This is a genomic window from Roseibium litorale (genome assembly GCF_014842915.1).
Classification (GTDB): Bacteria; Pseudomonadota; Alphaproteobacteria; order Rhizobiales; family Stappiaceae; genus Roseibium; species Roseibium litorale.
The window spans coordinates 47,875-70,287 of record NZ_JACYXI010000003.1 but is presented as its reverse complement, the minus strand read 5'-3'; the positions used below and the strand labels follow the sequence as shown (position 1 = coordinate 70,287).

Below are 22,413 nucleotides of genomic sequence, written 5' to 3'. Positions count from 1 at the left end.
CGCTCAATCCATATGGAAGACGGTTTCGAGCGGCACGGCCACCGGCTCGTTGTCCGGATGGGTCAGCATGATATCGGCCATGTAGGCCCACCATTTCTTCATGACCGGCTCCAGCGGAAGCTGGTTCATGGTGTGGTCGTCGTCCCGCCACAGAACGCCGAAGAGAGCGTGAGTCTCCCGGTCAAGATGGATGGAATAATCGGAGATCCCCGCATCCTTCAGGAGCTTCGACAGTTCCGGCCAGATCTCGTCATGGCGTTTCTTGTACTCGGCCTCGCATCCGGGCTTCAGCGTCATACGGAACGCATATTTTTCCATGTTCGAAGTCCTCTCAATACGCCGCGCGGCGCGGGAAGAACCGGCGGGCAAGCCTCGGCAAGGCGATCACCGCGATCAGCAGAATGCCGATGAAGATGGACATCACGATGCCGGGAACATTGAGCAGCCCAAAACCGAAAGTCACAAGTCCCATGATCAGCGCAGCGATCACGACACCTGCAATGGACCCGGAGCCGCCGAGAATATTGACTCCGCCGAGAACCACCATGGTCACCACCTCCAGTTCCATGCCCGAAGCGATGGAAGGCCGGGTCGCGCCGAGACGGGAAGTGAGGCAGACCGCTGCCAGACCCGACATCAGACCCGTTAGCAGGAACAGGCTGAACTTGACCCGCGGAACGCGGATGCCGGAAAAAAGCGCTGCCACATCGTTGTTGCCGATGGCATAGACCGAGCGGCCAAAGGCTGTTGCGTGCAGCAGAATGCCGAAGATGACCGCCAAGAGGAAGAACAGGGCCAGTTCGAAGGAAAACACCCACCAGACATAGCCCTGACCGAACCAGGAGAAACTGTCCGGATAGCCGGTGAAGGCCTTGTCTCCGAGAACGATGTAGGAAATGCCGCGGAAGAGGCTCATGGTACCGATGGTCACCACAATCGACGGCAGACCGAAGCCGGTGATCAGGGCGCCGTTCACCGCGCCGCACAGCAAGCCGGTGAGAAGGCCTATCCCGACCAGGGCAGGCGTATCCGACCCCATCTGTACCGCGAGCCCCATCGCCGTGGAAGCTAGCGCGATGATCGAAGCCACCGACAGGTCGATTTCCCCCGAGATGATCAGCAATGCCATGGCAAAGGCGATCATCGCCTTTTCCGTGAAATTGAAGGTGGCGTCCGAAAGGTTCCACGGATCGAGGAAATAAGGCGAGGCAAAGGAGTTGATGCAAAAGACCAGAGCGAAGACCAGAAGCAGCAAGGTTTCCCAGCTGGCCAGTGCCCGCTGCAGCGGCGTGCGCAACCGGTCCGGGATCTGCCGGCCCTGAGGGATCTGACCGGACACTTGGGTCTGGGTTACAGATGTCATACCGCGTGCTCCTCTTTCTTCAGGATCACTCTGCCCTTGGGCCGGTTCTGGGTCACGTTGACCGCGACTGCGATCAGGATCGCAGAGCCGGAGATCGCCAGCTGCCAGAAGGGGGAAATGTTGATGACTGGGAGAGCGTTCTTGATAATGCCCAGGAACAGCGCGCCAAGAACAGCCCCGCCCACGGATCCCGCACCGCCTGCAATCGAGATGCCGCCGATCACGCAAGCCGCCACCACGTCGAGCTCGAATCCGCCGGCGATATCGACATAGGCAACCGCGTAGCGCGCTACCCAGAGATAACCTGTCAGCCCTGCAAGTGCGCCGGACAGAACGAAGGCGGCGCATTGGGTGAAGCCGGAATTGATGCCGGCATATTGTGCGGCATTCGGATTGCCGCCGACCGCATAGAAGGCGCGGCCAAGAGGCGTCCGGGTGATCAGAATGAAGATCGCAATGACTGCCAGGATCGCGATCCAGGACAGGACAGGCAGTCCGAGCAGAACCTGACGCGGGAAGGCCTTGAAGCTGTCACTCATCTGATGCGCATTGATCCAGCGCCCATCGGAAATCAGGAAGATGATCCCCCGGTAGATGGTCATGGTGCCGAGCGTCACGACAATCGGCGGGATCGACAGGCGCCAGACTAAGAGACCATTGACCAGACCCATGGCCGCGCCAAGGCTGACCGCCACCAGCAGGATCAGCGGGATCGGCAGATCCGGCATGGCCGTATTGATCATCGCGGCGGCCATGCCGGTCAGCGCCAGATTGGCGGCGACGGACAGATCAATGCAGCGCGTCAGAATGACCGCCATCTGGCCGAGGGCCAGAATGATCAGCGGAGCCGTGTCATTGAAGACATTCGCCAGATTGCCCGGTTCCACGAAAGCCGGAAACCGCGTTGCGATCAGCCCGAGCAGGACCAGCATGGCACCGCCCAGCACGACTTCCCGGCTGATATGAATACGCCTGCTCATGGCCGCGCCTCCTCAATGCCGGCTGCGGCCCGGACCAGGTTTTCAGGGGTCAGACCCTCGCCCTCAAACTCGGCAGCAATCCGCCCTTCCCGCATCACGATGACCCGGTCGGACATGCCGAGGACTTCCGGGATTTCGGAGGAAACGAGAATGACCGCCAGGCCTTCACCGGCCAGTTCCGCCATGAAGTCATGGACAGCAGCCTTCGATCCGATGTCGATGCCCTTGGTCGGTTCGTCCAGAATGATCACCCGCGGCTTTGTCGCCAGCCACTTGGCAATGATCACTTTCTGCTGGTTGCCGCCGGACAATTCGCCGATATCCTGATCCAGCGCAGCGGCTCTGAGATCCAGCCGCTGGGTATAGTCCCGCGCCAGTTTGAATTCCTCGGCCATCTTGAGAAAGCCTTTGGCGGAAACCTGCCCGAGCGACGGCAGGGTCACGTTCTGGAAGATCGGCAGCCCCTTGACCGCGCCCTGCTTGCCGCGGTCCTCCGGCACATAGACGATGCCCTTGCCGATCGCCTCGTTCGGTGTACGGATGACCGCAATTTCGCCGTCAATCCGGATCGCGCCCTTGGAAGGCTTGGTGATGCCGAAGAGCGCCTGCATGAACTCGCTGCGCCCAGCGCCGACAAGCCCGTAGAAACCGACGATCTCCCCGGACCGGAGGCTGAAATTAATGTCCTCGAATTCGGTCGGATGCGCATAGCCCGCAACCTTCAGAACCTCGTCTCCGAGATTTGGGGTACGTTTGGGGAAGACCTGATCAACCGGACGGCCGACCATAAGCTTGACAAGCTGCCCCTCGTCAACGCCCTGCATCAGGCCGGAGCCGACAAGCTCCCCATCCCGGAACACGGTGTAGCGGTCGGCAACGCGGAAGATCTCGTCGAACTTGTGGCTGATGAAAAGGATGGCCTTGCCCTCGGCCTTGAGCCTGTCCACCAGCTCATAGGTCTCTTCGATCTCCTTGTGGGAGAGAGAAGCCGTCGGCTCGTCCATGATCACCACGCGGGCGTCAATGGAGAGGGCCCGGGCGATGGCGACCAGATGCCGGTTGGCGATGCCCAGATCCTTGAGCGGCACGGACGGATCAATCCGCGCTCCGATACGCTCAAGAAGACTGCGGGCCCTGCGCAGCATCTGCTTGCGATCGATCAACCCGAACCGGGCTTTCGGCGCATGGCCGATGAAGATGTTTTCGGCAACGGTGAGCTCTTCAAAGAGCACCGTTTCCTGATGGATTGCGGTCACGCCGCATCTGGCGGCAGCCTCCGCCGTGGGGAACTGGACCGCCCCGCCATCGACCCGTATCTCGCCCTCGTCCGGCTGATAGATGCCGGTCAGGATCTTCACGATGGTCGACTTTCCAGCGCCATTCTCGCCAATCAGCGCCGTAACCTGACCTGGATAAAGGTCAAGGGCTACGCCGGACAGCGCCTTCACACCCGGGAAGGACTTCGTGATTCCGGCAAGGGAGAGAACAGCACGGGTATCAAGCGCCGCATCCGCGCGCAAGCCACCTGCTTCAGGTCCTTTTTCCGGGCTTTTGGCAAGCATGACCATGTCCCAAGACACTCAAGAAATTCAAAGGAGAATGAGGCGGTCCGGCGACAAGCCGGACCGCAGGGAGTTGTTCGAAAGGATCTCAGAAGATGTCCTTGAACTGGTCGATGTTGGAGCTGTCATAGACGAACGGATCTGCCATGGCGCCGGAGTTGGTGTCGTCCAGGGTCAGCGTGCCCATGCGGCCCATCGGGATCTGTGCGCCCGGCTTGGCTTCTGCCTTGCCGCTGGCCAGATTGTAAGACAGCACGGTCGCGGCGTAGCCAAGATCAATCGGATTCCAGATTGCGAAGGACTTGGAAGCACCTGACTTGATGTGCCCCGCCATTTCGGACGGCAGACCGAGGCCGGTCACGTTGACCTGGCCGATCTTGCCAGCATCCGTCACGGCCTGGGCAGCTGCCACGATGCCAACCGAGGTCGGCGCAATGATCGCCTTGAGATCCGGGTAGGTCTGCATCAGGCCCTGAGCTTCGCGGTAGGACTTGTCTGCCAGGTCATCGCCATAGACGGTGCCGACCACATTGATGCCCGGGTAGTTGCCCTTGACCTTGTTCATTTCCTCGATCCAGATGTTCTGGTTCGTGGCCGTGGCAGAGGCGGAGAGAACTGCGACATCACCGCCATCGGGCAGATTGTCCGCAGCCAGCTTGATGATCATGTTGCCGATCAGCGGATTCGACGAGGGGTTGAGGTGCAGCTGGCGGCCTTCCGGAGCAACGCCGGAATCCCAGGAAATCACAGTGATGCCGCGCTGCATGGCCTTCTTCAGAGCCGGAACGAGCGCGTCCTGGTCATTTGCTGAAATGGCAATCGCATCCACCTTCTGGGCGATCAGGGCGTTGATCACCTCGATCTGGCCTTCTGCGGTCGTGTCGGTCGGGCCGGTGTAGATGACTTCCACATCGCCCAGTTCCTTGGCCGCTTCTTCTGCGCCCTTGGCAGCCGCTTCAAAGAAGCCAATGCCCAGCGCCTTGACGACAAGCGCGATGCGCTTGGTTTCCGCCTGCGCAGGCGCGGTGAATGCAATTGCTGCGACGGCGGTCGCTGCAAGCAAGGTCTTGAACAATTTCATAGTCTTCCTCCCAAATTTCCGCCGGCATTTCCTCCTCGCCGGCAGAAAACCAAATCAGCCGCTTTGCGTGGCTGCTTCCTGCGCCGCGCCAGTGGCGACGGCAATCACCCGGATGCCCGCATGCTCCAGCATTTGGGCCGCATGGTCCGGAATTCCTTCATCGGTTATGACCGTCGTAATCCGCTCCAGCGGGCAGAGGATCAGGCTGGAACGGCTCGCAAACTTGGACGAATCCACCAGCACAACCAGTTCGTCAGCCTGTCCAATCAGCTTTTGCTCCGCCTGGATCAGCAGCGGGTCTGCCTCCATCAGCCCAAGCGGCCCCAAGCCCTGAGCGCCCATGAACATGCGCTTGGCGTAGAAGTTCCGCGTCACGTCATTGTCGAACGGGCTGAGAATGATGTTCTGCTCCCGGTAGATCACGCCGCCCGACAGGATGATCGTGTTCTTCGAGTGCTTGAGCAGATGTTCGGCGATCGGAAACGAATTGGTGAAGATCTGCATCCGCTTGCTCGCCAGGGGATGCACCATCTGAAAGGTCGTCGTGCCGCCGTTGATGATGATCGCATCGCCATCATCGCAAAGCTCCACGGCAGCACGCGCAATCGCCCGCTTCTGAAGGCCATGAAAGGCTTCGTTCACGCTGAATGGCCGGCCGGCAAGCCCCACGAACTGCGGTGGTGTGATGGATTCGGCCCCGCCGCGAACCCGGCGCAGCTTCTTCTGCACATGCAGCGAGGCAATATCACGGCGGATCGTCGCTTCGGAGGAATCCGTCAGCGTCACAAGCTCGGCAACTGTCACGACCGGGCGGTCCTGGATGGCAGACAATATGATCCTGTGACGTTCTTTTTCGTGCATGAAGTCCTCCCGACACAATCAAGGCTTCCATCTATTCCAAGCATTGTCAATCAAAATTCGTCAGATTGCTGCAATGCAGCGCGTTTTTTGATCGATTATGATTGAAACTGATTGACAACTGCGCTTCCAAAAGCAAGTCTTCGGGCAAATTGCTGGTTCAGACCAGACACCCTTTGGGAGGAAAATATGCAGAATTCCGCCACCGGTTCCCGGCTCACAAACCTTTGGGACGACGCGAAGGCCGCGGCCATGAGCCAATCCGAGCTGCTGCTCTACCGCTCGAACCTGCTTGGTTCCGACAAGCGCATCACAAACTATGGCGGCGGCAACACCTCGGCCAAAGCCATGGAAACGGATCCGTTGACAGGCCAGATGACAGAGATTCTCTGGGTCAAGGGCTCTGGAGGCGACGTTGGCACCATCAAGATGGACGGCTTTGCCACCCTCTATATGGACAAGCTCCGTACCCTCAAAGATCTCTACCGGGGCGTCGAGTTTGAAGACGAGATGGTCGGCTATCTGCCCCACTGCACCTTCAACCTGAACCCGCGCGCGGCCTCCATCGATACGCCGCTGCACGCTTATGTGCCACGCAAGCATGTGGACCACATGCATCCGGACGCGATCATCGCCATTGCCGCCTCAAAGAACAGCAAGGAGCTGACCGCAGAGATCTTCGGCGCCGACATCGGCTGGCTGCCGTGGAAGCGTCCCGGCTACGAGTTGGGTCTGTGGCTGGAAAAGTTCTGCCTGGAAAACCCCGATGCCCGCGGCGTCGTGCTTGAAAGCCATGGCCTCTTCACCTGGGCGGATGATGCCAAGGAATGCTACGAGACCACCATCGAGATCATCAACAAGGCCATCGGCTGGTTTGAAGGCAAGCTTGCCGGCAAGGCAGCCTTTGGCGGCCAGAAGGTACAGGCCCTCGCTGCCGAAGACCGCCGCGCCATCGCAGCCCAGCTGATGCCCGCCATCCGTGGCATGGTCAGTGGCCAGCAGCATATGGCCGGTCATTTCGATGACACCGACGCCGTTCTGGAATTCGTCTGCGCCAGGGACATGGAAGCGCTTGCAGCTCTCGGCACCAGCTGCCCGGACCATTTCCTTCGCACCAAGATCCGTCCTCTGGTGGTCGATTTCGATCCGCAGAACCCGGATGTGACGGCGACGCTCGCCAGACTGCCGGACGCCGTGGACGCCTACCGCCGCGATTACACGGCCTATTACGAGCGCTGCAAACACGCCAACAGCCCTGCCCTGCGCGATCCCAACGCCGTTGTCTATCTGGTCCCCGGCGTCGGCATGATCACCTTTGCCAAGGACAAGGCAACCGCCCGTATTTCGGCTGAGTTCTACACCAACGCCATCAACGTGATGCGTGGCGCTTCCGGTGTATCGACCTATTGCGGCCTGCCGGAACAGGAAGCCTTCGACATCGAATACTGGCTGCTGGAAGAAGCAAAGCTGCAGCGCATGCCCAAGCCGAAGAGCCTGGCAGGCCGGGTCGCCTTCGTCACCGGCGGCGCAGGCGGCATCGGCTCGGCGACAGCAGAACGCTTCCTCAAGGAAGGCGCCTGCGTGGTTCTGGCAGACATCGATGCGGCCGCTCTGGCCCAGACGGCAGAGCAGCTCTCCAACCGCTACACCCCGGACGTGGTGCACACAGTTACCATGGATGTGACCAGCGAGGCGGCTGTAGACGCGGCCTATGCCAATGCCTGTGTGGCCTTCGGGGGCATCGACATTCTGGTCTCCAATGCGGGGATCGCCTCCTCCGCACCGATTGAGGAAACCAGCCTCGACCTCTGGAACAAGAACATGTCGATCCTGTCGACCGGCTATTTCCTTGTCTCGCGGGCCGCGTTCAAGGTTATGAAGGCACAAAAGGTGGGCGGATCCATCGTCTTCATCGCCTCCAAGAACGGCCTTGCCGCTTCGCCTGGCGCCAGCGCCTATTGCACGGCGAAGGCCTCGGAAATCCACCTCGCCCGCTGCCTGGCGCTGGAAGGTGCGCCGGACGGCATCCGCGTCAATGTGGTCAACCCGGATGCGGTTCTGCGCGGCTCCAAGATCTGGTCGGGCGACTGGCTGAAGGAACGGGCCCAGGCCTATGGCAAGGACACGGCCGATCTTGAAGAGCACTACCGCCAGCGCTCGCTTCTGAAGCGCTCGGTTCTGCCCGAGGATATTGCGGAGGCGACTTACTTCTTCGCCTCTGAGAATTCCGCGAAGTCGACCGGCAACATCATCAATGTCGATGCTGGCAACGTCCAGTCCTTCACACGTTGAGGAGGCTTTGACATGACCATGATCAGCAAAGACGTCCTAGAGAAAGACAATTCCGCCCGCGAAAGCGCGCTGCGGCAGGACTATGATCATCTGGGTGAACAGCTCGCCCGGCGCAGCATCGCCATTGACGAGGTAAAGGCCAGGGTATCCGCCTATGGCGTTGCCGTTCCCTCCTGGGGCGTCGGCACCGGCGGCACGCGCTTTGCCCGTTTCCCGGGCGCTGGCGAGCCACGGCACATTTTTGACAAGCTGGAAGACTGCGGCGTCATTCAGCAGCTGACCCGCGCAACGCCAGCCGTGTCCCTGCATATTCCGTGGGACAAGGACGATCCGAAAGCGCTTCTGGCCAAAGCAGAAGAGCTGGGCCTGACCTTCGATGCAATGAATTCCAACACTTTTCAGGATCAAGACGGTCAGGAGAAGTCCTACAAGTTCGGCTCTCTCTCCCATACGGATGCGGCAACCCGCGCTCAGGCGGTTGAGCACAATCTGGAATGTATCGAGATCGGCAAGGCCATCGGCTCCAAGGCCCTGACCATCTGGATCGGTGATGGCTCCAACTTTCCGGGCCAAGCCAATTTCACCCGCCAGTTCGAACGCTATCTGGGCGCGGCCAAGCAGATCTACGCGGCTCTTCCGGGTGACTGGCGCCTCTTCACCGAACACAAGATGTATGAGCCGGCCTTCTACTCCACCGTTGTGCAGGATTGGGGCACCAACTACATGATCGCCCAGGAACTCGGCGATCAGGCATACTGCCTCGTCGATCTTGGCCACCATGCGCCGAACGTCAACATTGAGATGATCGTCGCCCGGCTCATTCAGTTCGGCAAACTTGGCGGCTTCCATTTCAACGACAGCAAATACGGAGATGATGATCTGGACACCGGATCTATCGATCCCTACCGGTTGTTCCTTGTCTTCAACGAGCTGGTGGACGCGGAGACGCGCAGGGCACCGGGCTTCAATCCGGCCCACATGCTGGACCAGTCGCACAATGTGACCGATCCGATTGAAAGCCTGATGGTCAGCGCCATGGAAGTGCAGCGGGCCTATGCCCAGGCTCTGCTGGTGGACCGCAAGGCACTTGAGGGTTTCCAGGAAAGCAACGATGCGCTGATGGCGACTGGAACCCTGAAGACCGCCTTCCGCACGGATGTGGAGCCGATCCTTGCCATGGCCCGCCTGGAACAGGGCGCTGCCATTGATCCGGTCGCAACCTACCGCGCCTCCGGATACCGGGCGAAGGTCGCGGGTATCCGCCCGGCGGTCTCCGGCGCCGGTGGGGGAATCGTGTAATCCACAGCTGACCCGGCAGACAATCGGCTGCGGGCGAACGGCTTAACCGTCAAACCGCAACCGGGAAGGATGCAGTTGTCATCAGAAGAAGCCGGAAGGAATATCTTTCCCCACCGGCGCCAAACACATTGGCAAGCCGGCAAAACCGGGCTAACAGGCGGCTGCAGCAATATGGAAGCAGCCGCCGATGACACAGGAACCCGCCTTCGCCCTTGAGGTTGAGGATGTTCACAAAAGCTACGGGAACAATGAGGTCCTGAAGGGGATTTCCATGTCTGCCCGCAAGGGTGACGTGATCTCGCTCATCGGCTCTTCCGGGGCAGGCAAGAGCACCTTCCTGCGCTGCCTCAATTTTCTGGAACAGCCCGACCGCGGCCGCTTCATCGTCAATGGCGAGGAAGTTGCGCTGAAAGCGGATAAACAGGGACGGCTTCATCCGGAGAACTGGCGCCAGATCGAACGCCTGCGCACCGGCCTGTCCATGGTGTTTCAAAGCTTCAATCTCTGGGCGCACATGACGGTTCTGCAAAACGTCATCGAAGCGCCGATGCATGTTCTTGGACAGAACCGCCGGGAGGCAACTGAGCGCGCAGAGGCGCTGCTTGCCAAGGTCGGCCTCTTCGACAAGCGCGACGCCTACCCTGCCTTTCTCTCCGGCGGCCAGCAGCAACGAGCGGCCATCGCCCGCGCGCTCTGCATGGAGCCTTCCGTGATGCTGTTCGACGAACCGACCTCTGCGCTGGACCCGGAGCTGGTCGGCGAGGTGCTGAAGGTCATTCGTGATCTGGCAGAAGAAGGCCGCACCATGATCCTCGTGACCCATGAAATGAGTTTCGCGCGCGATGTTTCCGACCACGTGATGTTCCTGCACCAGGGCCGCGTTGAGGAAGAAGGCACGCCGGAAAAAGTCTTCGGTTCCCCCGACAGTGCGCGCTGCCGGGACTTTACCGCCAATCTCAGAAACTGATCCCAGATCCATCTCAACCAACGGATATTCTTCATGAAGAAGCTTCTTTCCGGCCTCCTTGCAGGCGCAGCCCTCGCAGCCACCACTCTGTCCGCCTCTGCCGAAGTGCGCTTCGGCATCATGAACGAGCCCTATCCTCCCTTCTTCACCAAGGACGCTTCGGGCAAGTGGGTCGGCTGGGAGATCGAGCTGATGGACGCTGTCTGCGCGGAAATGCAGGAAACCTGCTCCACTGTCGACATGTCCTGGGATGGCTTGATCCCGGCTCTTGAAGCCAAGAAGTTCGACGTCATCTGGTCGTCCATGTCCATCACTGAGGACCGCCAGAAGATCATCGACTTCACGGACAAGTACTACAAGACCCCGAGCAAACTGATCGGCTACAAGGACGGCAACATTGGCGCCGGTCCCGATGATGTTGCGGGCAAGATCATCGGCATCCAGGTGTCGACCATTCAGTCGAACTACTACGCCAAGTATTTCAAGGACAAGGCGGACGAGCAGACCTACGCCACCCTGGATGAAGCCTTCCAGGATCTGGCGGCTGGACGTATCGACTATGTCTTTGGCGACTCCATGGCGCTGGAAGAATTCCTGAAGTCCGATTTCGGCAGCGGCTGCTGCGAGGACAAGGGCAACGTCAAGGACGATCCGGCCATTCTCGGTGAGGGCGTCGGCGGTGGTCTGCGCAAGGACGACACGGAACTGAAGGAAAAGCTGAACAAGGCCATCGCTGCCGTCCGCGCCAGCGGGAAGTACAAGGAAATCACCGACAAGTACTTCTCATTCGACGTCTACGGCGACTGATCCGGAACCGTGACCTCTTGGGAGCGGCAGCCGCCGCTCCCTTGCACTCCTTCGAGGCGGCATGGCGAACCTGTCCTATCTTGAGCTTCTGGCACCCTATCCACCCGGATGGGGCGGCGTGCTTCTGGCTGGCGCGGCCTCGACCCTTGCCATTTCCTTCGGCGCCTATCTGACCGGTATGGCCCTTGGCCTTATGGGCGCCTGGGGCAAGCTGAAGGGCGGCAGGATATCGGCGTTGCTGCTGGATGGCTACACCACAGGCATCCGGGCCATCCCCGAGCTGATTCTGATCATCGGTCTCTATTATGCGGGCACCGACGGATTGAACCGGCTTCTAGCCGGCCTTGGACTGCCGCCGGTCGAAGTCAACGGCTTCATCGCCGCTGTTGCCGTGCTCGGGATCGTCCAGGGCGCGTATATGACGGAAGTGTTCCGCGGCGCGATCCTCGCCGTTCCAACCGGCCAGATCGAAGCCGCCGCAGCTTTCGGCATGCGCCCCTCCTTACGCTTCCGTAGGGTCATCCTGCCTGCGATGATCCCCAATGCGCTCCCGGGTCTGGCGAACCTCTGGATGTCCGTAACCAAGGACAGCGCATTGATCGCCGTTCTCGGCTATCAGGAGCTTGCGCTCGCAACCCGGATTGCGGCGGGAAACACCAAGCACTATTTCCTGTTCTTCCTGGCCGCCGCAGCGATCTATCTGGTGATCAGCCTTCTCTCCACCCGCCTTTTCAACCTGCTGGAACGCCGTGCCCGGCGCGGCCAGCCGCTGCCGCACTGAGGGAGGACGGATATGGATTTCAGCTGGATCGCCCAATACGCCCCTCTGCTTCTTTCAGGCGCATGGCAAACGGTAGCCCTGCTTGTGATTTCCGTTGTCTGCGGGTTCACGCTTGCGATTGGCCTTGCCCTTGCTCAAGTCTCCAGTCCGCGCTGGTTGAAGCTCCTGGCACGCGGCTATTGCGGCTTCTTCCGGGGCACGCCCCTGCTGATCCAGCTCTGGCTGCTTTACTACGGCGTCGGTTCCCTGCTGCCGATGGTGCCAGGATTGCGCGGCAGTTTCCTGTGGCCGGTTCTGCGCGAAGGGTTCTTCTTTGCAGCTGTCAGCTTCACCCTGAACCACGCCGCCTATCAGGCGGAGATCCTGCGCGGCGCGCTGCTCAGCGTGCCGAAGGGAGAGCTGGAAGCAGGCCGCGCCTTCGGTATGACTCCCGCGTTGCTGCTGCGCCGCATCTGGCTGCCGCGCGCCATCCGCACAGCTCTTCCCAGCATTACGGGCGAAATTGTTCTGCAGCTGAAATCCACACCTCTCGCCTTCACGGTCACGGTGATGGATCTCTATGCGGTCGCTTACAAGGTCCGGCAAGATACGCTGCTCGTCTATGAGCCGCTGCTTGTCGTCACTGTTTTTTACGTCTGCCTGACTCTCATCCTGACAAGAGTCTTCAGGCATATCGAGCATCAAGTGCCTATCCGCCGCTAAACGCTGCGGAGCCTTGAGGCACACACGAGAAGGAACACACAATGACCGGCAAGATCCGGATCCTTGATGGCGGCATGAGCCGCGAACTGCTGCGTCTTGGCGCCGAGCTGAAGCAGCCGGAGTGGTCGGCCCTTGCTCTCATCAACACACCGGACATCGTCCGTCAGGTGCATGAGGATTTCATCCAGGCGGGCGCAGACGTCGTGACCACCAACAGCTATGCCCTCGTGCCCTACCACATTGGTGAGGAGCGGTTTCAGCAAGAAGGCAGACGCCTGATCGCCCTGTCCGGGCGTCTGGCACGGGAGGCTGCCGATGCCGAAACCTCCCGCAAGGTGCTCGTGGCGGGCGGATTGCCGCCGATTTTCGGCTCTTATGAGCCCGAAAACTTCGATCCCGCCCGCGTACAAGACTATCTCTCCGTTCTCGTGGAAGAGCTTGCGCCCTATTCCGACGTCTGGCTCGGCGAGACTCTGAGCCTGATCGCGGAAGGCGAAGCCGTTCGTCAGGCCACAGCCAGCACCGGCAAGCCCTTCTGGATCTCCTTCACCCTTGAGGATAGCGACACGGCGGAAGCTATCTCCAATCCGAAACTGCGTGGCGGGGAAACCGTAGCAGCAGCGGCGGAGTGGGCTGCCTCGTCAGGTGCGTCCGCCCTTCTCTTCAACTGCGCAAAACCGGAAGTCATGGCCAATGCAGTCAAGGTTGCCTCTGCTGTTTTCGGTCAGAAAGGCGTTGCACTTGAAATCGGCGTCTATGCGAATGCCCTGGATTCGGAGGCTGACGACGGTGCGGCAAACGGCAAGCTGCATGGCACGCGGGCCGATCTCACCGGGGCAAGTTATACCGGCTTTGCCTGTGAGTGGGTGGAAGCGGGCGCGACAATGGTCGGCGGCTGCTGCGGCATTGGCGCGGAGCATATACATAGCCTTGCCTCCACCTTGAGGCACCGGACGAACTGAAGCAGCCCGAACTTGCCCACTCCGGTCCGCAGCTTTCTGCGGACCGGAGCCAGATTTCAACGTGTTCCCGAGAGTGCGGCAACCGGGTCGAGGCGCGCCGCATTACGGGCTGGCAAATAGCCGAACACGACCCCGATCAGGCTGGAGACAGCAAAGGCTGCCACCATCGACTGGGCCGAATAGATAAGCTGGAAGTTTGTGCTGAGCAGACTGAAGCCATATCCGAACGCCAGCGCGAGGCTTATGCCGAGCACGCCGCCAATCAGGCAGACCAGCACCGCCTCAATGAGGAATTGCTGCAGAATGTCGCCCTGACGTGCCCCGACCGCCATTCGGACACCTATCTCCGAGATCCTCTCGGACACGGTGACCAGCATAATGTTCATCACACCAATTCCGCCGACGATCAGCGCGATCACCGCAATGGCAGAGATCAGCAGGGCCAGGGTCTGGGTTGTGCTGGTGATGGTTTTCCGGATGTCGTCGGTGTTGAGAATGAAGAAGTCTTTGGTTCCGTGGCGCCGGGTCAGGAACTCGGTCACGGCTTGTTCCGCAACGCTCATATCAACCTCATCGGAAACACGTACCGTGATGCTGCGCAGGCTCGTGCTGCCGAGAAGACGGGTTTGAACAGCAGTGTAGGGCAGATAGACGGAAAGGTTCTGGCTATCCCCGAACCCCTGCTGCTTCGCGACAACACCAACCACGCGCACAGGAACATTGTCCGCAAGAATGACCTGCCCGATCACGCTTCCGGCATGGTCTGCGAACAAGGATTTACGCGTATTCTCGTCGATCACCCCATCCGGCTGACGGCCAGAAACGCTTGATACATCGAAGAAGCGGCCTTCTTCCAGGGTCAAACCTTTGGCAAGGAAGTATCCCGCTCCGACACCGCTGATCTGACCTGTCGCCTCGACATTTCCGCGGCGCAGCGTTGCGCTCGTCGAAACGGTAGGAGTGACTGCCGCCACATAAGGCTGGCGGGCAAGCTGATCAGCATCCGCCACAACAAGTGTTGTGATCTTTCCGGACCGCATATCGCCGAAGTCCTTTCCGGGAAAGATCTCCAGCGTGTTGGTGCCAAGGCTGCTGATATTCTCCAAAACCTTTTGCTGCGACCCCGTTCCCAGCGCGACGACACAGACCACGGAGGCAATGCCGATAACAATCCCGAGCATGGTCAGCAAAGCCCGGACCTTACGCGCCAGCATCGACCTGACCGCCATTCGCAGGGCTTCTCCTGCCCGGTCAATCCTTGCACGGAACCAGTTCATCTGGTTACTGGCCTTCTCCGGTGACCCTTCTGCGCCCGCCATCTCGGCAGACCGAGGTTGACCGGCGGAAGGCTCCGGGTTCGGACTGTCCGAGATGATCATACCGTCGCGTATTTCGATGATCCGTTCCGCCCGCGAGGCGATATCGGCATCGTGCGTGACAAGAATAATTGTCTTCCCAACGGCGTGCAGTGCTTTCAGCTCTGCAAGCACATCCGCGCCGCTCTGACTGTCCAGTGCGCCAGTCGGCTCGTCGGCAAGGATGACATCCGCCCCGTTCATAAGCGCGCGGGCAATGGAGACCCGCTGTTGCTGCCCGCCCGAAAGCTGGCCAGGCCGGTGCGTCGTCCGGTCCCCAAGACCAAGACGCTCCAGCAAGGAAATGGCCCTTTCCCGGCGATGACGTGCATCGACCCCGGCGTAAATCGCCGGAATTTCGACATTGCCGATAGCATTCAACTCGGGAAGAAGATGATAACGCTGAAAAATAAAGCCGAAATGTTCCCGCCGCAGACGGGACAGATCGTCGGGCTCCAGCATCGAGATCTCGATGCCATTGACCTCGTAGCTGCCGCTCGAAGGCCGGTCCAGGCAACCGAGGATGTTCATAAGCGTCGACTTACCCGATCCGGACTGGCCGACAATGGCCACAAACTCGCCACGGCCGATGTCCAGATCAATGCCCTTGAGAACCTGCACCGTCCCCTCTCCGGAGGGATAGGCTCTGCCGACACCGCGCAGTTTGAGCATGACGGCGCTCCTTAAAGACCCATCGGCGGAGGACCGCCGCGCTGAGCCGTCGCTGTAGATGCCCCGGCCGCCTTCTGACCTGAGATCACGCGCTCTCCCTCAGAAAGCCCGGACAGGACCTCCGCAGTGATCTTGTCATTCAGACCGATCTCCACCTTCCGGTTCTCCATGCTGCCGTCCTTCGCAGCGACGAGAACCATATAGCGTCCGTCCGCATCCCTGCTTTGCAGAGCGGAAGAAGGAACGGTCAGCACGTTCTCCGCCAGCCCAAGCCGAATCCGCACATCCGCAGTCATGTAGGTTCGCAGGTCACCATCCGGGTTGGGCACGTGAAACACCCCGATGTAATAGACCGCAGATGTCGAAGTCGAGGAAGAGGACGAGGAAGACGGCAGGCTGCTATCATCCACAATGGATTCAGGCGCAGGCTCGATGGTCTCCAGCTTTGCTGAATAGGTAACATCCGGCGCCCCCATAACCGAGAAGGTCACCGGTAGCCCTGGCTTGATCTTGACGATGTCGGCTTCGGAAATTTCGGTCCGGACAGCCATGGTGTTCAAGTCGCCCAACACGATGATTGTCGGAGCTGACTGCACCGCATTCACTGTCTGGCCTTCCTGGCTGACAATCGCGAGAACCGTTCCATCGGAAGGAGCCTTGATCTTGGTATATCCAAGATCAACTTCGGCAGCCGCGACAGCAACGTCTGCCGACTTGATTTCGGCTTTCAAAGCTTCGATCTGAGCCAGTATCGTCTTTTCGCCTGCAACCGCGCTGTCCAGGTCCGAGGTTGCGGAAATCTTCATGTTTGCGAGGCTTTGTTCCCGCTTCAGTGTCTGCCGCGCCAGAACCAGTTCCGCTTCTTTTTCGGCAAGTTCCGCCTCTGTCTTCGCCCTGGCGGCCTCTGCCTCTAGAAGAGCATTCTCCTGACTGACGGAATCAATCTCGGCGACGAGATCTCCAGCCTTCACCTCCTGCCCAAGCGCGACATGAAGTGCCGTAATCCGCCCGGACGCCTGCGCGCCGACGGCGACAAGGTTTTTCGGCTTGAGAATACCGGTAGCGAGAACCGTCTCTTCGACCCTTCCCTTGGTCAGGGTTGAAACCATGTATCCGGCGAGCGGATCCCGTTCTTCAAGACGGCCGGTCGCATAGGCCCAAGTCAGGCCTCCCGCTGCGGCAAGCGCAAGAAAACCGAGGACTTTGACAGTGGCCTTGAGAGCCGATTTCCGCTTCATACATCTACTTTCGCACAGAACTCATCCAGCTCTACGGAACCGGACTAACAATCTGCGTTGCGGAGAAGCGCGGCTTCCGCCATTCCGCGAAAGTACCGCCACGAGCCAGCACAGCCCACCATCCACTGCTCACCTTTCCGCAAGGCGCCGCACAGGCATATAGAGACATGCCTTAAAGCTCAAGACAGAAGATTGTAACAAAATGACCACATCGATACGTTTGAACGCAACATGAGAAAAGAATGGAAATAAAAGTCTGAAATGGTCAAGAAATAAAAGCTGGAAAAATTTGATAAATTTATTCAATTTTATTCTGTAAGATGACTTTTTTTAGGATATTTTCACATTTAAGTCGCTTAGAGCATCGTAAATACGAATATATACATACATGGTTTTATTCAGTAGTAGAATCAGTTTCCCGCTCTGCAGCGCAACTCAGGCATTAAAGCCTCGACAGACGAGCTTTCTACAAGCGATTAAGAAGTTTGTATGGCAACAGTCAGCGATCTCGGCACTGCCCTCACTTCAGTGGACATGACAACCCTTGCTGTCGAAGCTACGAACGACAAGACATAGCCTGAGAGTCCTCACCTACCTTAGATAAACCCAGCTCACTTCAGAAAAGTGGGATCCAACGATCCGTTAATCTGGACGTAAGTCAGTGTTTTTTGTTCACTCTCAATGACTTCTGCCTGGTTACCGAGATCGGAAACTCGCGACCAATCCCCCCCCGAATACCTCTCCTTTGTTGCCGTTGCGCGACCTTGCCTGCAACCTGAGTGGGAATACCAGCTGCAGCACCTCTTTCTCACTTTACAAAAGTAATACTATATGATTTTTAAGAGACTGACTTCGGTCACATATGTTGTTCTGGGAGGAACCAATGACTTTTAAGACTGTTCTGGCGGGAGCCACACTCCTGGCCACCCTTTCGCTCGCCTCAACTTCTGCACTCGCCTTGACCGTCGGCTTTTCGCAGATCGGATCCGAGTCCGGCTGGCGCGCTGCAGAAACGACCTTGACCAAGCAGCAAGCTGAACAGCGCGGCATCGACCTCAAGTTCGCCGACGCTCAGCAGAAGCAGGAAAACCAGATCAAGGCTCTGCGCTCGTTCATTGCTCAGGGTGTTGATGCTATCCTGGTCGCACCTGTGGTTGCAACTGGCTGGGATGCCGTTCTCAAGGAAGCCAAAGAAGCCGAGATCCCGGTCGTTCTGCTCGACCGCATGGTCGACAGCGACAAGGACCTTTATTTGACCGCTGTCGGTTCTGATCTGGTTCATGAAGGCAAGGTCGCAGGCGACTGGCTGGTCACCGAAGTCAACGGCAAGCCCTGCAACGTTGTCGAACTTCAGGGTACGACCGGCTCCTCTCCCGCCATCGATCGCAAGAATGGCTTCGAGCAGGCCCTGGCAGGTCATGACAACCTCAAGATCATCCGCAGCCAGACCGGCGACTTCACCCGCACCAAGGGCAAGGAAGTCATGGAAAGCTTCCTGAAGGCAGAAGACGGCGGCAAGAACATCTGCGCCCTCTACGCTCATAACGACGATATGGCCGTCGGCGCCATCCAGGCCATCAAGGAAGCAGGCCTCCAGCCGGGCAAGGACATTCTCGTCGTCTCCATCGACGCTGTTCCGGATATCTTCCTCGCTCTGGCAGCCGGTGAAGCCAACGCCACCGTCGAGCTGACCCCGAACATGGCTGGCCCGGCCTACGATGCTCTGGACGCCTTCTTCAAGGACGGCACCCTGCCTCCGAAGTTCATCCAGACCGAGTCCAAGCTCTACACCCAGGCTGACGACCCCAAGAAAGTCTACGAAGAAAAGAAGGGCCTCGGCTACTAAGCCCAGCGCCACGGACCAGACAGGAGAACCCTGTCTGGTCCGTTTCTGTTTGACCAAATACATTTACCTGGAGCTGGACGGTGCCAAACCCCACGCCCTCCCCTCAACGTCAGCCGTCTGCCGGTGCTGATGTGCCGCTGCTGCACGGCATGGGCATTACAAAGTCCTTCCCCGGAGCTCTGGCGCTCGACAACGTCGACTTCGTGCTCAAGGCGGGAGAGGTTCATGCTCTCCTTGGCGAAAATGGTGCGGGCAAGTCCACCTTGATCAAATGCCTCACCGGGGTCTACAGGCCGGAAGGCGGTTCAATCCTGCTCGACGGCACCGCGATTACACCGCGCAGCACGCAGGATGCACAGGACCACGGCATTGGCACCGTTTATCAGGAGGTCAATCTCCTTCCGAACCTGACCGTGGCAGAAAACATGTACCTTGGGCGCCAGCCTACCCGTTTCGGCGTGGTCGACAGCCGCAAGATGAACCGAGAGGCCGCCGCACTGCTGGCCGAGTATGATCTTCACATCGATGTAACGGAGGACCTTGGCAGCTACTCCGTGGCCATTCAGCAGATCATTGCCATCGCCCGGGCGGTCGATCTGTCCGGAAAGGTCCTGATCCTGGATGAGCCGACCGCCAGTCTGGACGCCCACGAGGTCCGGCTGCTGTTCGATGTGGTCCGGCGTCTCAAGGCCCGCGGCCTCGGCATTGTCTTCATTTCCCACTTCCTCGACCAGGTGTTCGAGATCAGCGACACGATTACCGTTCTGCGCAATGGACAAAAGGTTGGAACCCGTCCTGCGGAAGGCCTTGGCCGCCTGGAACTGGTCGCCATGATGCTGGGCCGCGAACTGGAAGAAGAAACCAGAGAGCACGGCAAGGTTCACTCCAGCGCCGGCCCGGTGCAGTTCTCCTTCAAGGGCTTTGGCCGGAAGGGCAGGATCGAACCGTTCGATCTGGAAATCCGCAAGGGCGAAGCCGTCGGCATTGCCGGTCTCCTCGGCTCCGGCCGGACAGAGACTGCCGAGACCCTCTTCGGCATTCACGCCGCCGACAGCGGCAAGGCTATGATTGGAAGCACCGAGGTCTCATTGCCGACCCCGCGCTCTGCCGTGCTGCAAGGGTTTGGCTTTTGCCCGGAAGACCGCAAGGTGGATGGCATCATCGCCGATCTCTCGATCCGGGAAAACATCATCCTTGCCCTTCAGGCCCTGCGCGGCTGGACCAAGCCGATCCCGCGCAAGGAACAGAACGCCATTGCCGACAAATACATCAAGGCGCTGGACATCCGGACCACCGACAGGGAAAAGCCCATTGGGCAGCTGTCCGGCGGCAACCAGCAAAAGGCGATCCTGGCCCGCTGGCTCGCCACTCATCCCCGTTTCCTGATCCTGGACGAGCCGACCCGTGGTATTGACGTGGGCGCGCATGCCGAGATCATCCGCCTGATTGAAGATCTCTGCGACCAGGGCATGTCCCTGCTGGTCATTTCCTCCGAACTGGAAGAGCTGACTGTCTACAGCCACCGGATCATCGTGGTCCGCGACCGGAAGCATGTCGCGGAACTGGCGGGCAAAGACATCACCACATCAGCGGTGGTTGACGCCATCGCTGGCAGCGGCCTAGCGGTGCAGGAGCTTGCGGAATGACACCCCAGACGACCCTTCCCGGAGTCAGGTACGCCCCTCAGATCATTACACTTCTGGCCGTTCTCGGACTGTCAGCCTTCCTGTTCCCGGGTTTCCTGAGCATCGAAATGGCAAATGGCCGCCTCTATGGCAGCCTGATCGACATCTTGAACCGCGGCGCCCCCGTCGCCCTTCTGGCAATCGGCATGACGCTGGTGATCGCGACCAAGGGCATTGACCTGTCGGTCGGCGCGGTCATGGCGATTTGCGGCGCCGTTGCAGCTGCCACCGTCACAGCGACCGGCAGCGCTCTTCAGGCCGTGACCCTCGCTCTTGCGGTTGGGCTCGCCTGCGGGCTCTGGAACGGTCTGCTGGTCGCCGTCGCTGGAATTCAGCCGATTATCGCCACGCTGATCCTCATGGTCGCGGGCCGCGGCATCGCCCAGCTGATTACCGAGGGCACGATCCTCACGTTTACCAACGAGAACCTTGTCTTTCTGGGCAGCGGCGCGCTTTTCACGGTGCCGACACCCATTGTCATCTGGATCACGGCAGCCGCGCTGGCCATGATCCTGGTAAGGCGGACAGCTCTCGGTATGCTGATCGAGGCCATCGGCATCAACCGCCGGGCAAGTACCCTCTCCGGTGTGAACAGCGGCATTCTGCTAGTCTGCGTCTATATGATTGCCGGGCTCTGCGCTTCAGCTGCAGGGACGATTGCGGCAGCAGACATCAAAGGCGCCGACGCAAACAACGCGGGCCTCTGGCTGGAGCTGGATGCGATCCTTGCCGTGGTCATTGGCGGCACCTCGCTGCTCGGCGGCCGCTTCACCCTCCTCGGATCGATGATGGGCGCCATGATCATCCAGTCGGTCAACACGAGCATCCTGATTTCCGGGTTCCCGCCGGAATTCAATCTCGTGATCAAGGCCCTGATCATCATCCTGATCCTTCTGATCCAATCGCCCGCCCTGCGCACCCGCCTCAAATCGGCCCGCCGCAAGAGCGGACAAGGCGAAACGAGAATTCTGGTGAAGCCATGAAGACCCGCCACCTTCCCTTCGTTGCCACATTGGTCATCTTCGTGCTGGCCTACGCGCTCTGCTACACGCAGTTCCCCGCCATGCTGTCCACGCGGGTTATCGGCAACTTGCTGACAGACAATGCCTTTCTGGGCATCGCGGCCGTGGGGATGACCTTTGTCATCATTTCTGGCGGTATCGATCTGTCGATAGGCTCGGTGATTGCCTTCACCGGTGTCTTCATTGCGGTCATGCTGAAGAACACCGGCCTGCATCCCATGACCGTCTTTGCCATGGTTCTGCTGATCACCTGCCTCTTTGGTGCGGCCATGGGAGCAGTCATCCATTTCCTCGAGATGCCGGCCTTCATCGTGACACTTGCCGGGATGTTCCTTGCGCGCGGCCTTGCCTTTGTGCTCTCGACGGATTCAGTACCAATCTCCCATGAGTTCTATGGAACGCTTCAGGAGCTGTTCTGGCGGATGCCCGGCAAAGGCCGCTTGACCCTTATTGGCGGGATCATGCTGGTCACAGTCGGTGTCGGCATGCTGATTGCCCACAGAACCCGCTTCGGTTCAAACGTCTATGCTCTCGGCGGCGGTCAGGCCACCGCCCGGCTGATGGGCGTTCCCATCGCCGTGACAACCATCGGCATCTATGCACTGTCTGGTTTTCTTGCAGGTCTTTCCGGCATCGTGTTTTCCCTCTACACATCCGCTGGATATTCCCTGTCCGCCGTAGGTGTGGAACTGGATGCCATTGCAGCAGTTGTGATTGGCGGCACCTTGCTGACAGGCGGCAGCGGCTATATTGCAGGCACCTTGTTTGGTGTCTTCATCATGGGACTCATCCAGACCTACATCATTTTCGATGGCAGTCTGTCGAGCTGGTGGACCAAAATCGTGATTGGCCTGCTTCTGCTCTTGTTCATTTTGCTCCAAAAGGGGTTAACCTGGGCATCCTCAAGAGGCATCGCCCCAGCACACAGGACAGCATAGACC

At 59.4% G+C, this 22,413-nt stretch carries 19 protein-coding genes; 11 read left to right on the top strand and 8 right to left on the bottom strand.

What is annotated here, in order from left to right; all coding sequences use genetic code 11:
• Nucleotides 1–3: 3 nt before the first annotated feature.
• The 6 genes from rhaM to IG616_RS06335 all read right to left on the bottom strand — a co-directional run bounded on the left by rhaM (nucleotide 4) and on the right by IG616_RS06335 (nucleotide 5,847).
• Entirely contained in the window at nucleotides 4–318 is a 315-nt protein-coding gene (gene rhaM, locus IG616_RS06360; RefSeq protein WP_192147310.1) for an L-rhamnose mutarotase, read from the bottom strand.
• 13 nt (nucleotides 319–331) lie between these two features.
• Nucleotides 332–1,363: an ABC transporter permease gene (locus tag IG616_RS06355; protein WP_192147309.1), complete on the bottom strand. Its 1,032-nt coding sequence runs from the start codon at nucleotides 1,361–1,363 to the stop codon at nucleotides 332–334.
• A complete protein-coding gene (locus tag IG616_RS06350; protein ID WP_192147308.1) occupies nucleotides 1,360–2,343 on the bottom strand; it encodes an ABC transporter permease in 984 nt (327 codons plus the stop codon). The genes IG616_RS06355 and IG616_RS06350 overlap by 4 nt, the downstream gene beginning before the upstream one ends.
• On the bottom strand, nucleotides 2,340–3,905 hold the full coding sequence (locus IG616_RS06345; protein WP_192147307.1) for a sugar ABC transporter ATP-binding protein: 1,566 nt from the start codon (nucleotides 3,903–3,905) through the stop codon (nucleotides 2,340–2,342). The genes IG616_RS06350 and IG616_RS06345 overlap by 4 nt, the downstream gene beginning before the upstream one ends.
• Nucleotides 3,906–3,993: 88 nt before the next feature.
• Complete coding sequence (gene rhaS, locus IG616_RS06340) at nucleotides 3,994–4,986, bottom strand: rhamnose ABC transporter substrate-binding protein (RefSeq protein ID WP_192147306.1); 993 nt, start codon at nucleotides 4,984–4,986, stop codon at nucleotides 3,994–3,996.
• A gap of 54 nt (nucleotides 4,987–5,040) precedes the next feature.
• Nucleotides 5,041–5,847, bottom strand: a complete 807-nt coding sequence (locus tag IG616_RS06335) for a DeoR/GlpR family DNA-binding transcription regulator (RefSeq protein WP_192147305.1) — start codon at nucleotides 5,845–5,847, stop codon at nucleotides 5,041–5,043.
• 186 nt (nucleotides 5,848–6,033) lie between these two features.
• On the opposite strand from IG616_RS06335, the gene IG616_RS06330 reads away from it, so the two are divergent.
• The 7 genes from IG616_RS06330 to IG616_RS06300 all read left to right on the top strand — a co-directional run bounded on the left by IG616_RS06330 (nucleotide 6,034) and on the right by IG616_RS06300 (nucleotide 13,654).
• Entirely contained in the window at nucleotides 6,034–8,136 is a 2,103-nt protein-coding gene (locus tag IG616_RS06330) for a bifunctional rhamnulose-1-phosphate aldolase/short-chain dehydrogenase (RefSeq protein WP_192147304.1), read from the top strand.
• Between the two features lie 12 nt (nucleotides 8,137–8,148).
• Nucleotides 8,149–9,435 carry an L-rhamnose catabolism isomerase gene (gene rhaI, locus IG616_RS06325; protein ID WP_192147303.1) on the top strand — a complete coding sequence of 429 codons (1,287 nt, stop codon included), beginning with the start codon at nucleotides 8,149–8,151 and terminating at the stop codon, nucleotides 9,433–9,435.
• A gap of 187 nt (nucleotides 9,436–9,622) precedes the next feature.
• A complete protein-coding gene (locus tag IG616_RS06320) occupies nucleotides 9,623–10,402 on the top strand; it encodes an ABC transporter ATP-binding protein (protein WP_192147302.1) in 780 nt (259 codons plus the stop codon).
• A 33-nt stretch (nucleotides 10,403–10,435) separates the two neighbouring features.
• Entirely contained in the window at nucleotides 10,436–11,209 is a 774-nt protein-coding gene (locus IG616_RS06315; RefSeq protein WP_192147301.1) for a transporter substrate-binding domain-containing protein, read from the top strand.
• 61 nt (nucleotides 11,210–11,270) lie between these two features.
• A complete protein-coding gene (locus IG616_RS06310) occupies nucleotides 11,271–11,990 on the top strand; it encodes an ABC transporter permease (RefSeq protein ID WP_192147300.1) in 720 nt (239 codons plus the stop codon).
• A 12-nt stretch (nucleotides 11,991–12,002) separates the two neighbouring features.
• Nucleotides 12,003–12,692, top strand: a complete 690-nt coding sequence (locus IG616_RS06305; protein WP_192147299.1) for an ABC transporter permease — start codon at nucleotides 12,003–12,005, stop codon at nucleotides 12,690–12,692.
• Between the two features lie 41 nt (nucleotides 12,693–12,733).
• Entirely contained in the window at nucleotides 12,734–13,654 is a 921-nt protein-coding gene (locus IG616_RS06300; protein ID WP_192147298.1) for a homocysteine S-methyltransferase family protein, read from the top strand.
• A gap of 56 nt (nucleotides 13,655–13,710) precedes the next feature.
• On the opposite strand, the gene IG616_RS06295 is transcribed toward IG616_RS06300, so the two are convergent.
• Entirely contained in the window at nucleotides 13,711–15,681 is a 1,971-nt protein-coding gene (locus tag IG616_RS06295; protein WP_192147297.1) for a MacB family efflux pump subunit, read from the bottom strand.
• A gap of 11 nt (nucleotides 15,682–15,692) precedes the next feature.
• Entirely contained in the window at nucleotides 15,693–16,919 is a 1,227-nt protein-coding gene (locus tag IG616_RS06290; protein ID WP_192147296.1) for an efflux RND transporter periplasmic adaptor subunit, read from the bottom strand.
• Nucleotides 16,920–17,802: 883 nt separating this feature from the next.
• Between IG616_RS06290 and ytfQ the strand changes: the two genes are divergently transcribed.
• The 4 genes from ytfQ to yjfF all read left to right on the top strand — a co-directional run bounded on the left by ytfQ (nucleotide 17,803) and on the right by yjfF (nucleotide 22,410).
• Entirely contained in the window at nucleotides 17,803–18,765 is a 963-nt protein-coding gene (gene ytfQ / locus IG616_RS06285; RefSeq protein WP_192147295.1) for a galactofuranose ABC transporter, galactofuranose-binding protein YtfQ, read from the top strand.
• A gap of 149 nt (nucleotides 18,766–18,914) precedes the next feature.
• Nucleotides 18,915–20,411, top strand: a complete 1,497-nt coding sequence (gene ytfR, locus IG616_RS06280; RefSeq protein ID WP_192147562.1) for a galactofuranose ABC transporter, ATP-binding protein YtfR — start codon at nucleotides 18,915–18,917, stop codon at nucleotides 20,409–20,411.
• Nucleotides 20,408–21,433 (top strand): ABC transporter permease, encoded by a 1,026-nt coding sequence (locus IG616_RS06275; protein ID WP_192147294.1) that lies wholly within the window; start codon nucleotides 20,408–20,410, stop codon nucleotides 21,431–21,433. Before ytfR ends, IG616_RS06275 begins: the two co-directional genes overlap by 4 nt.
• Nucleotides 21,430–22,410 (top strand): galactofuranose ABC transporter, permease protein YjfF, encoded by a 981-nt coding sequence (gene yjfF, locus IG616_RS06270; RefSeq protein WP_192147293.1) that lies wholly within the window; start codon nucleotides 21,430–21,432, stop codon nucleotides 22,408–22,410. The genes IG616_RS06275 and yjfF overlap by 4 nt, the downstream gene beginning before the upstream one ends.
• The last annotated feature ends 3 nt before the right edge of the window (nucleotides 22,411–22,413 follow it).

Bases quoted from the DNA above. Each gene is read 5' to 3' on its own strand.
- rhaM (WP_192147310.1), bottom strand. From the start codon at position 318: ATGGAAAAATATGCGTTCCGTATGACGCTGAAGCCCGGATGCGAGGCC.
- IG616_RS06355 (WP_192147309.1), bottom strand. From the start codon at position 1,363: ATGACATCTGTAACCCAGACCCAAGTGTCCGGTCAGATCCCTCAGGGC.
- IG616_RS06350 (WP_192147308.1), bottom strand. From the start codon at position 2,343: ATGAGCAGGCGTATTCATATCAGCCGGGAAGTCGTGCTGGGCGGTGCC.
- IG616_RS06345 (WP_192147307.1), bottom strand. From the start codon at position 3,905: ATGCTTGCCAAAAGCCCGGAAAAAGGACCTGAAGCAGGTGGCTTGCGC.
- rhaS (WP_192147306.1), bottom strand. From the start codon at position 4,986: ATGAAATTGTTCAAGACCTTGCTTGCAGCGACCGCCGTCGCAGCAATT.
- IG616_RS06335 (WP_192147305.1), bottom strand. From the start codon at position 5,847: ATGCACGAAAAAGAACGTCACAGGATCATATTGTCTGCCATCCAGGAC.
- IG616_RS06330 (WP_192147304.1), top strand. From the start codon at position 6,034: ATGCAGAATTCCGCCACCGGTTCCCGGCTCACAAACCTTTGGGACGAC.
- rhaI (WP_192147303.1), top strand. From the start codon at position 8,149: ATGACCATGATCAGCAAAGACGTCCTAGAGAAAGACAATTCCGCCCGC.
- IG616_RS06320 (WP_192147302.1), top strand. From the start codon at position 9,623: ATGACACAGGAACCCGCCTTCGCCCTTGAGGTTGAGGATGTTCACAAA.
- IG616_RS06315 (WP_192147301.1), top strand. From the start codon at position 10,436: ATGAAGAAGCTTCTTTCCGGCCTCCTTGCAGGCGCAGCCCTCGCAGCC.
- IG616_RS06310 (WP_192147300.1), top strand. From the start codon at position 11,271: ATGGCGAACCTGTCCTATCTTGAGCTTCTGGCACCCTATCCACCCGGA.
- IG616_RS06305 (WP_192147299.1), top strand. From the start codon at position 12,003: ATGGATTTCAGCTGGATCGCCCAATACGCCCCTCTGCTTCTTTCAGGC.
- IG616_RS06300 (WP_192147298.1), top strand. From the start codon at position 12,734: ATGACCGGCAAGATCCGGATCCTTGATGGCGGCATGAGCCGCGAACTG.
- IG616_RS06295 (WP_192147297.1), bottom strand. From the start codon at position 15,681: ATGCTCAAACTGCGCGGTGTCGGCAGAGCCTATCCCTCCGGAGAGGGG.
- IG616_RS06290 (WP_192147296.1), bottom strand. From the start codon at position 16,919: ATGAAGCGGAAATCGGCTCTCAAGGCCACTGTCAAAGTCCTCGGTTTT.
- ytfQ (WP_192147295.1), top strand. From the start codon at position 17,803: ATGACTTTTAAGACTGTTCTGGCGGGAGCCACACTCCTGGCCACCCTT.
- ytfR (WP_192147562.1), top strand. From the start codon at position 18,915: ATGGGCATTACAAAGTCCTTCCCCGGAGCTCTGGCGCTCGACAACGTC.
- IG616_RS06275 (WP_192147294.1), top strand. From the start codon at position 20,408: ATGACACCCCAGACGACCCTTCCCGGAGTCAGGTACGCCCCTCAGATC.
- yjfF (WP_192147293.1), top strand. From the start codon at position 21,430: ATGAAGACCCGCCACCTTCCCTTCGTTGCCACATTGGTCATCTTCGTG.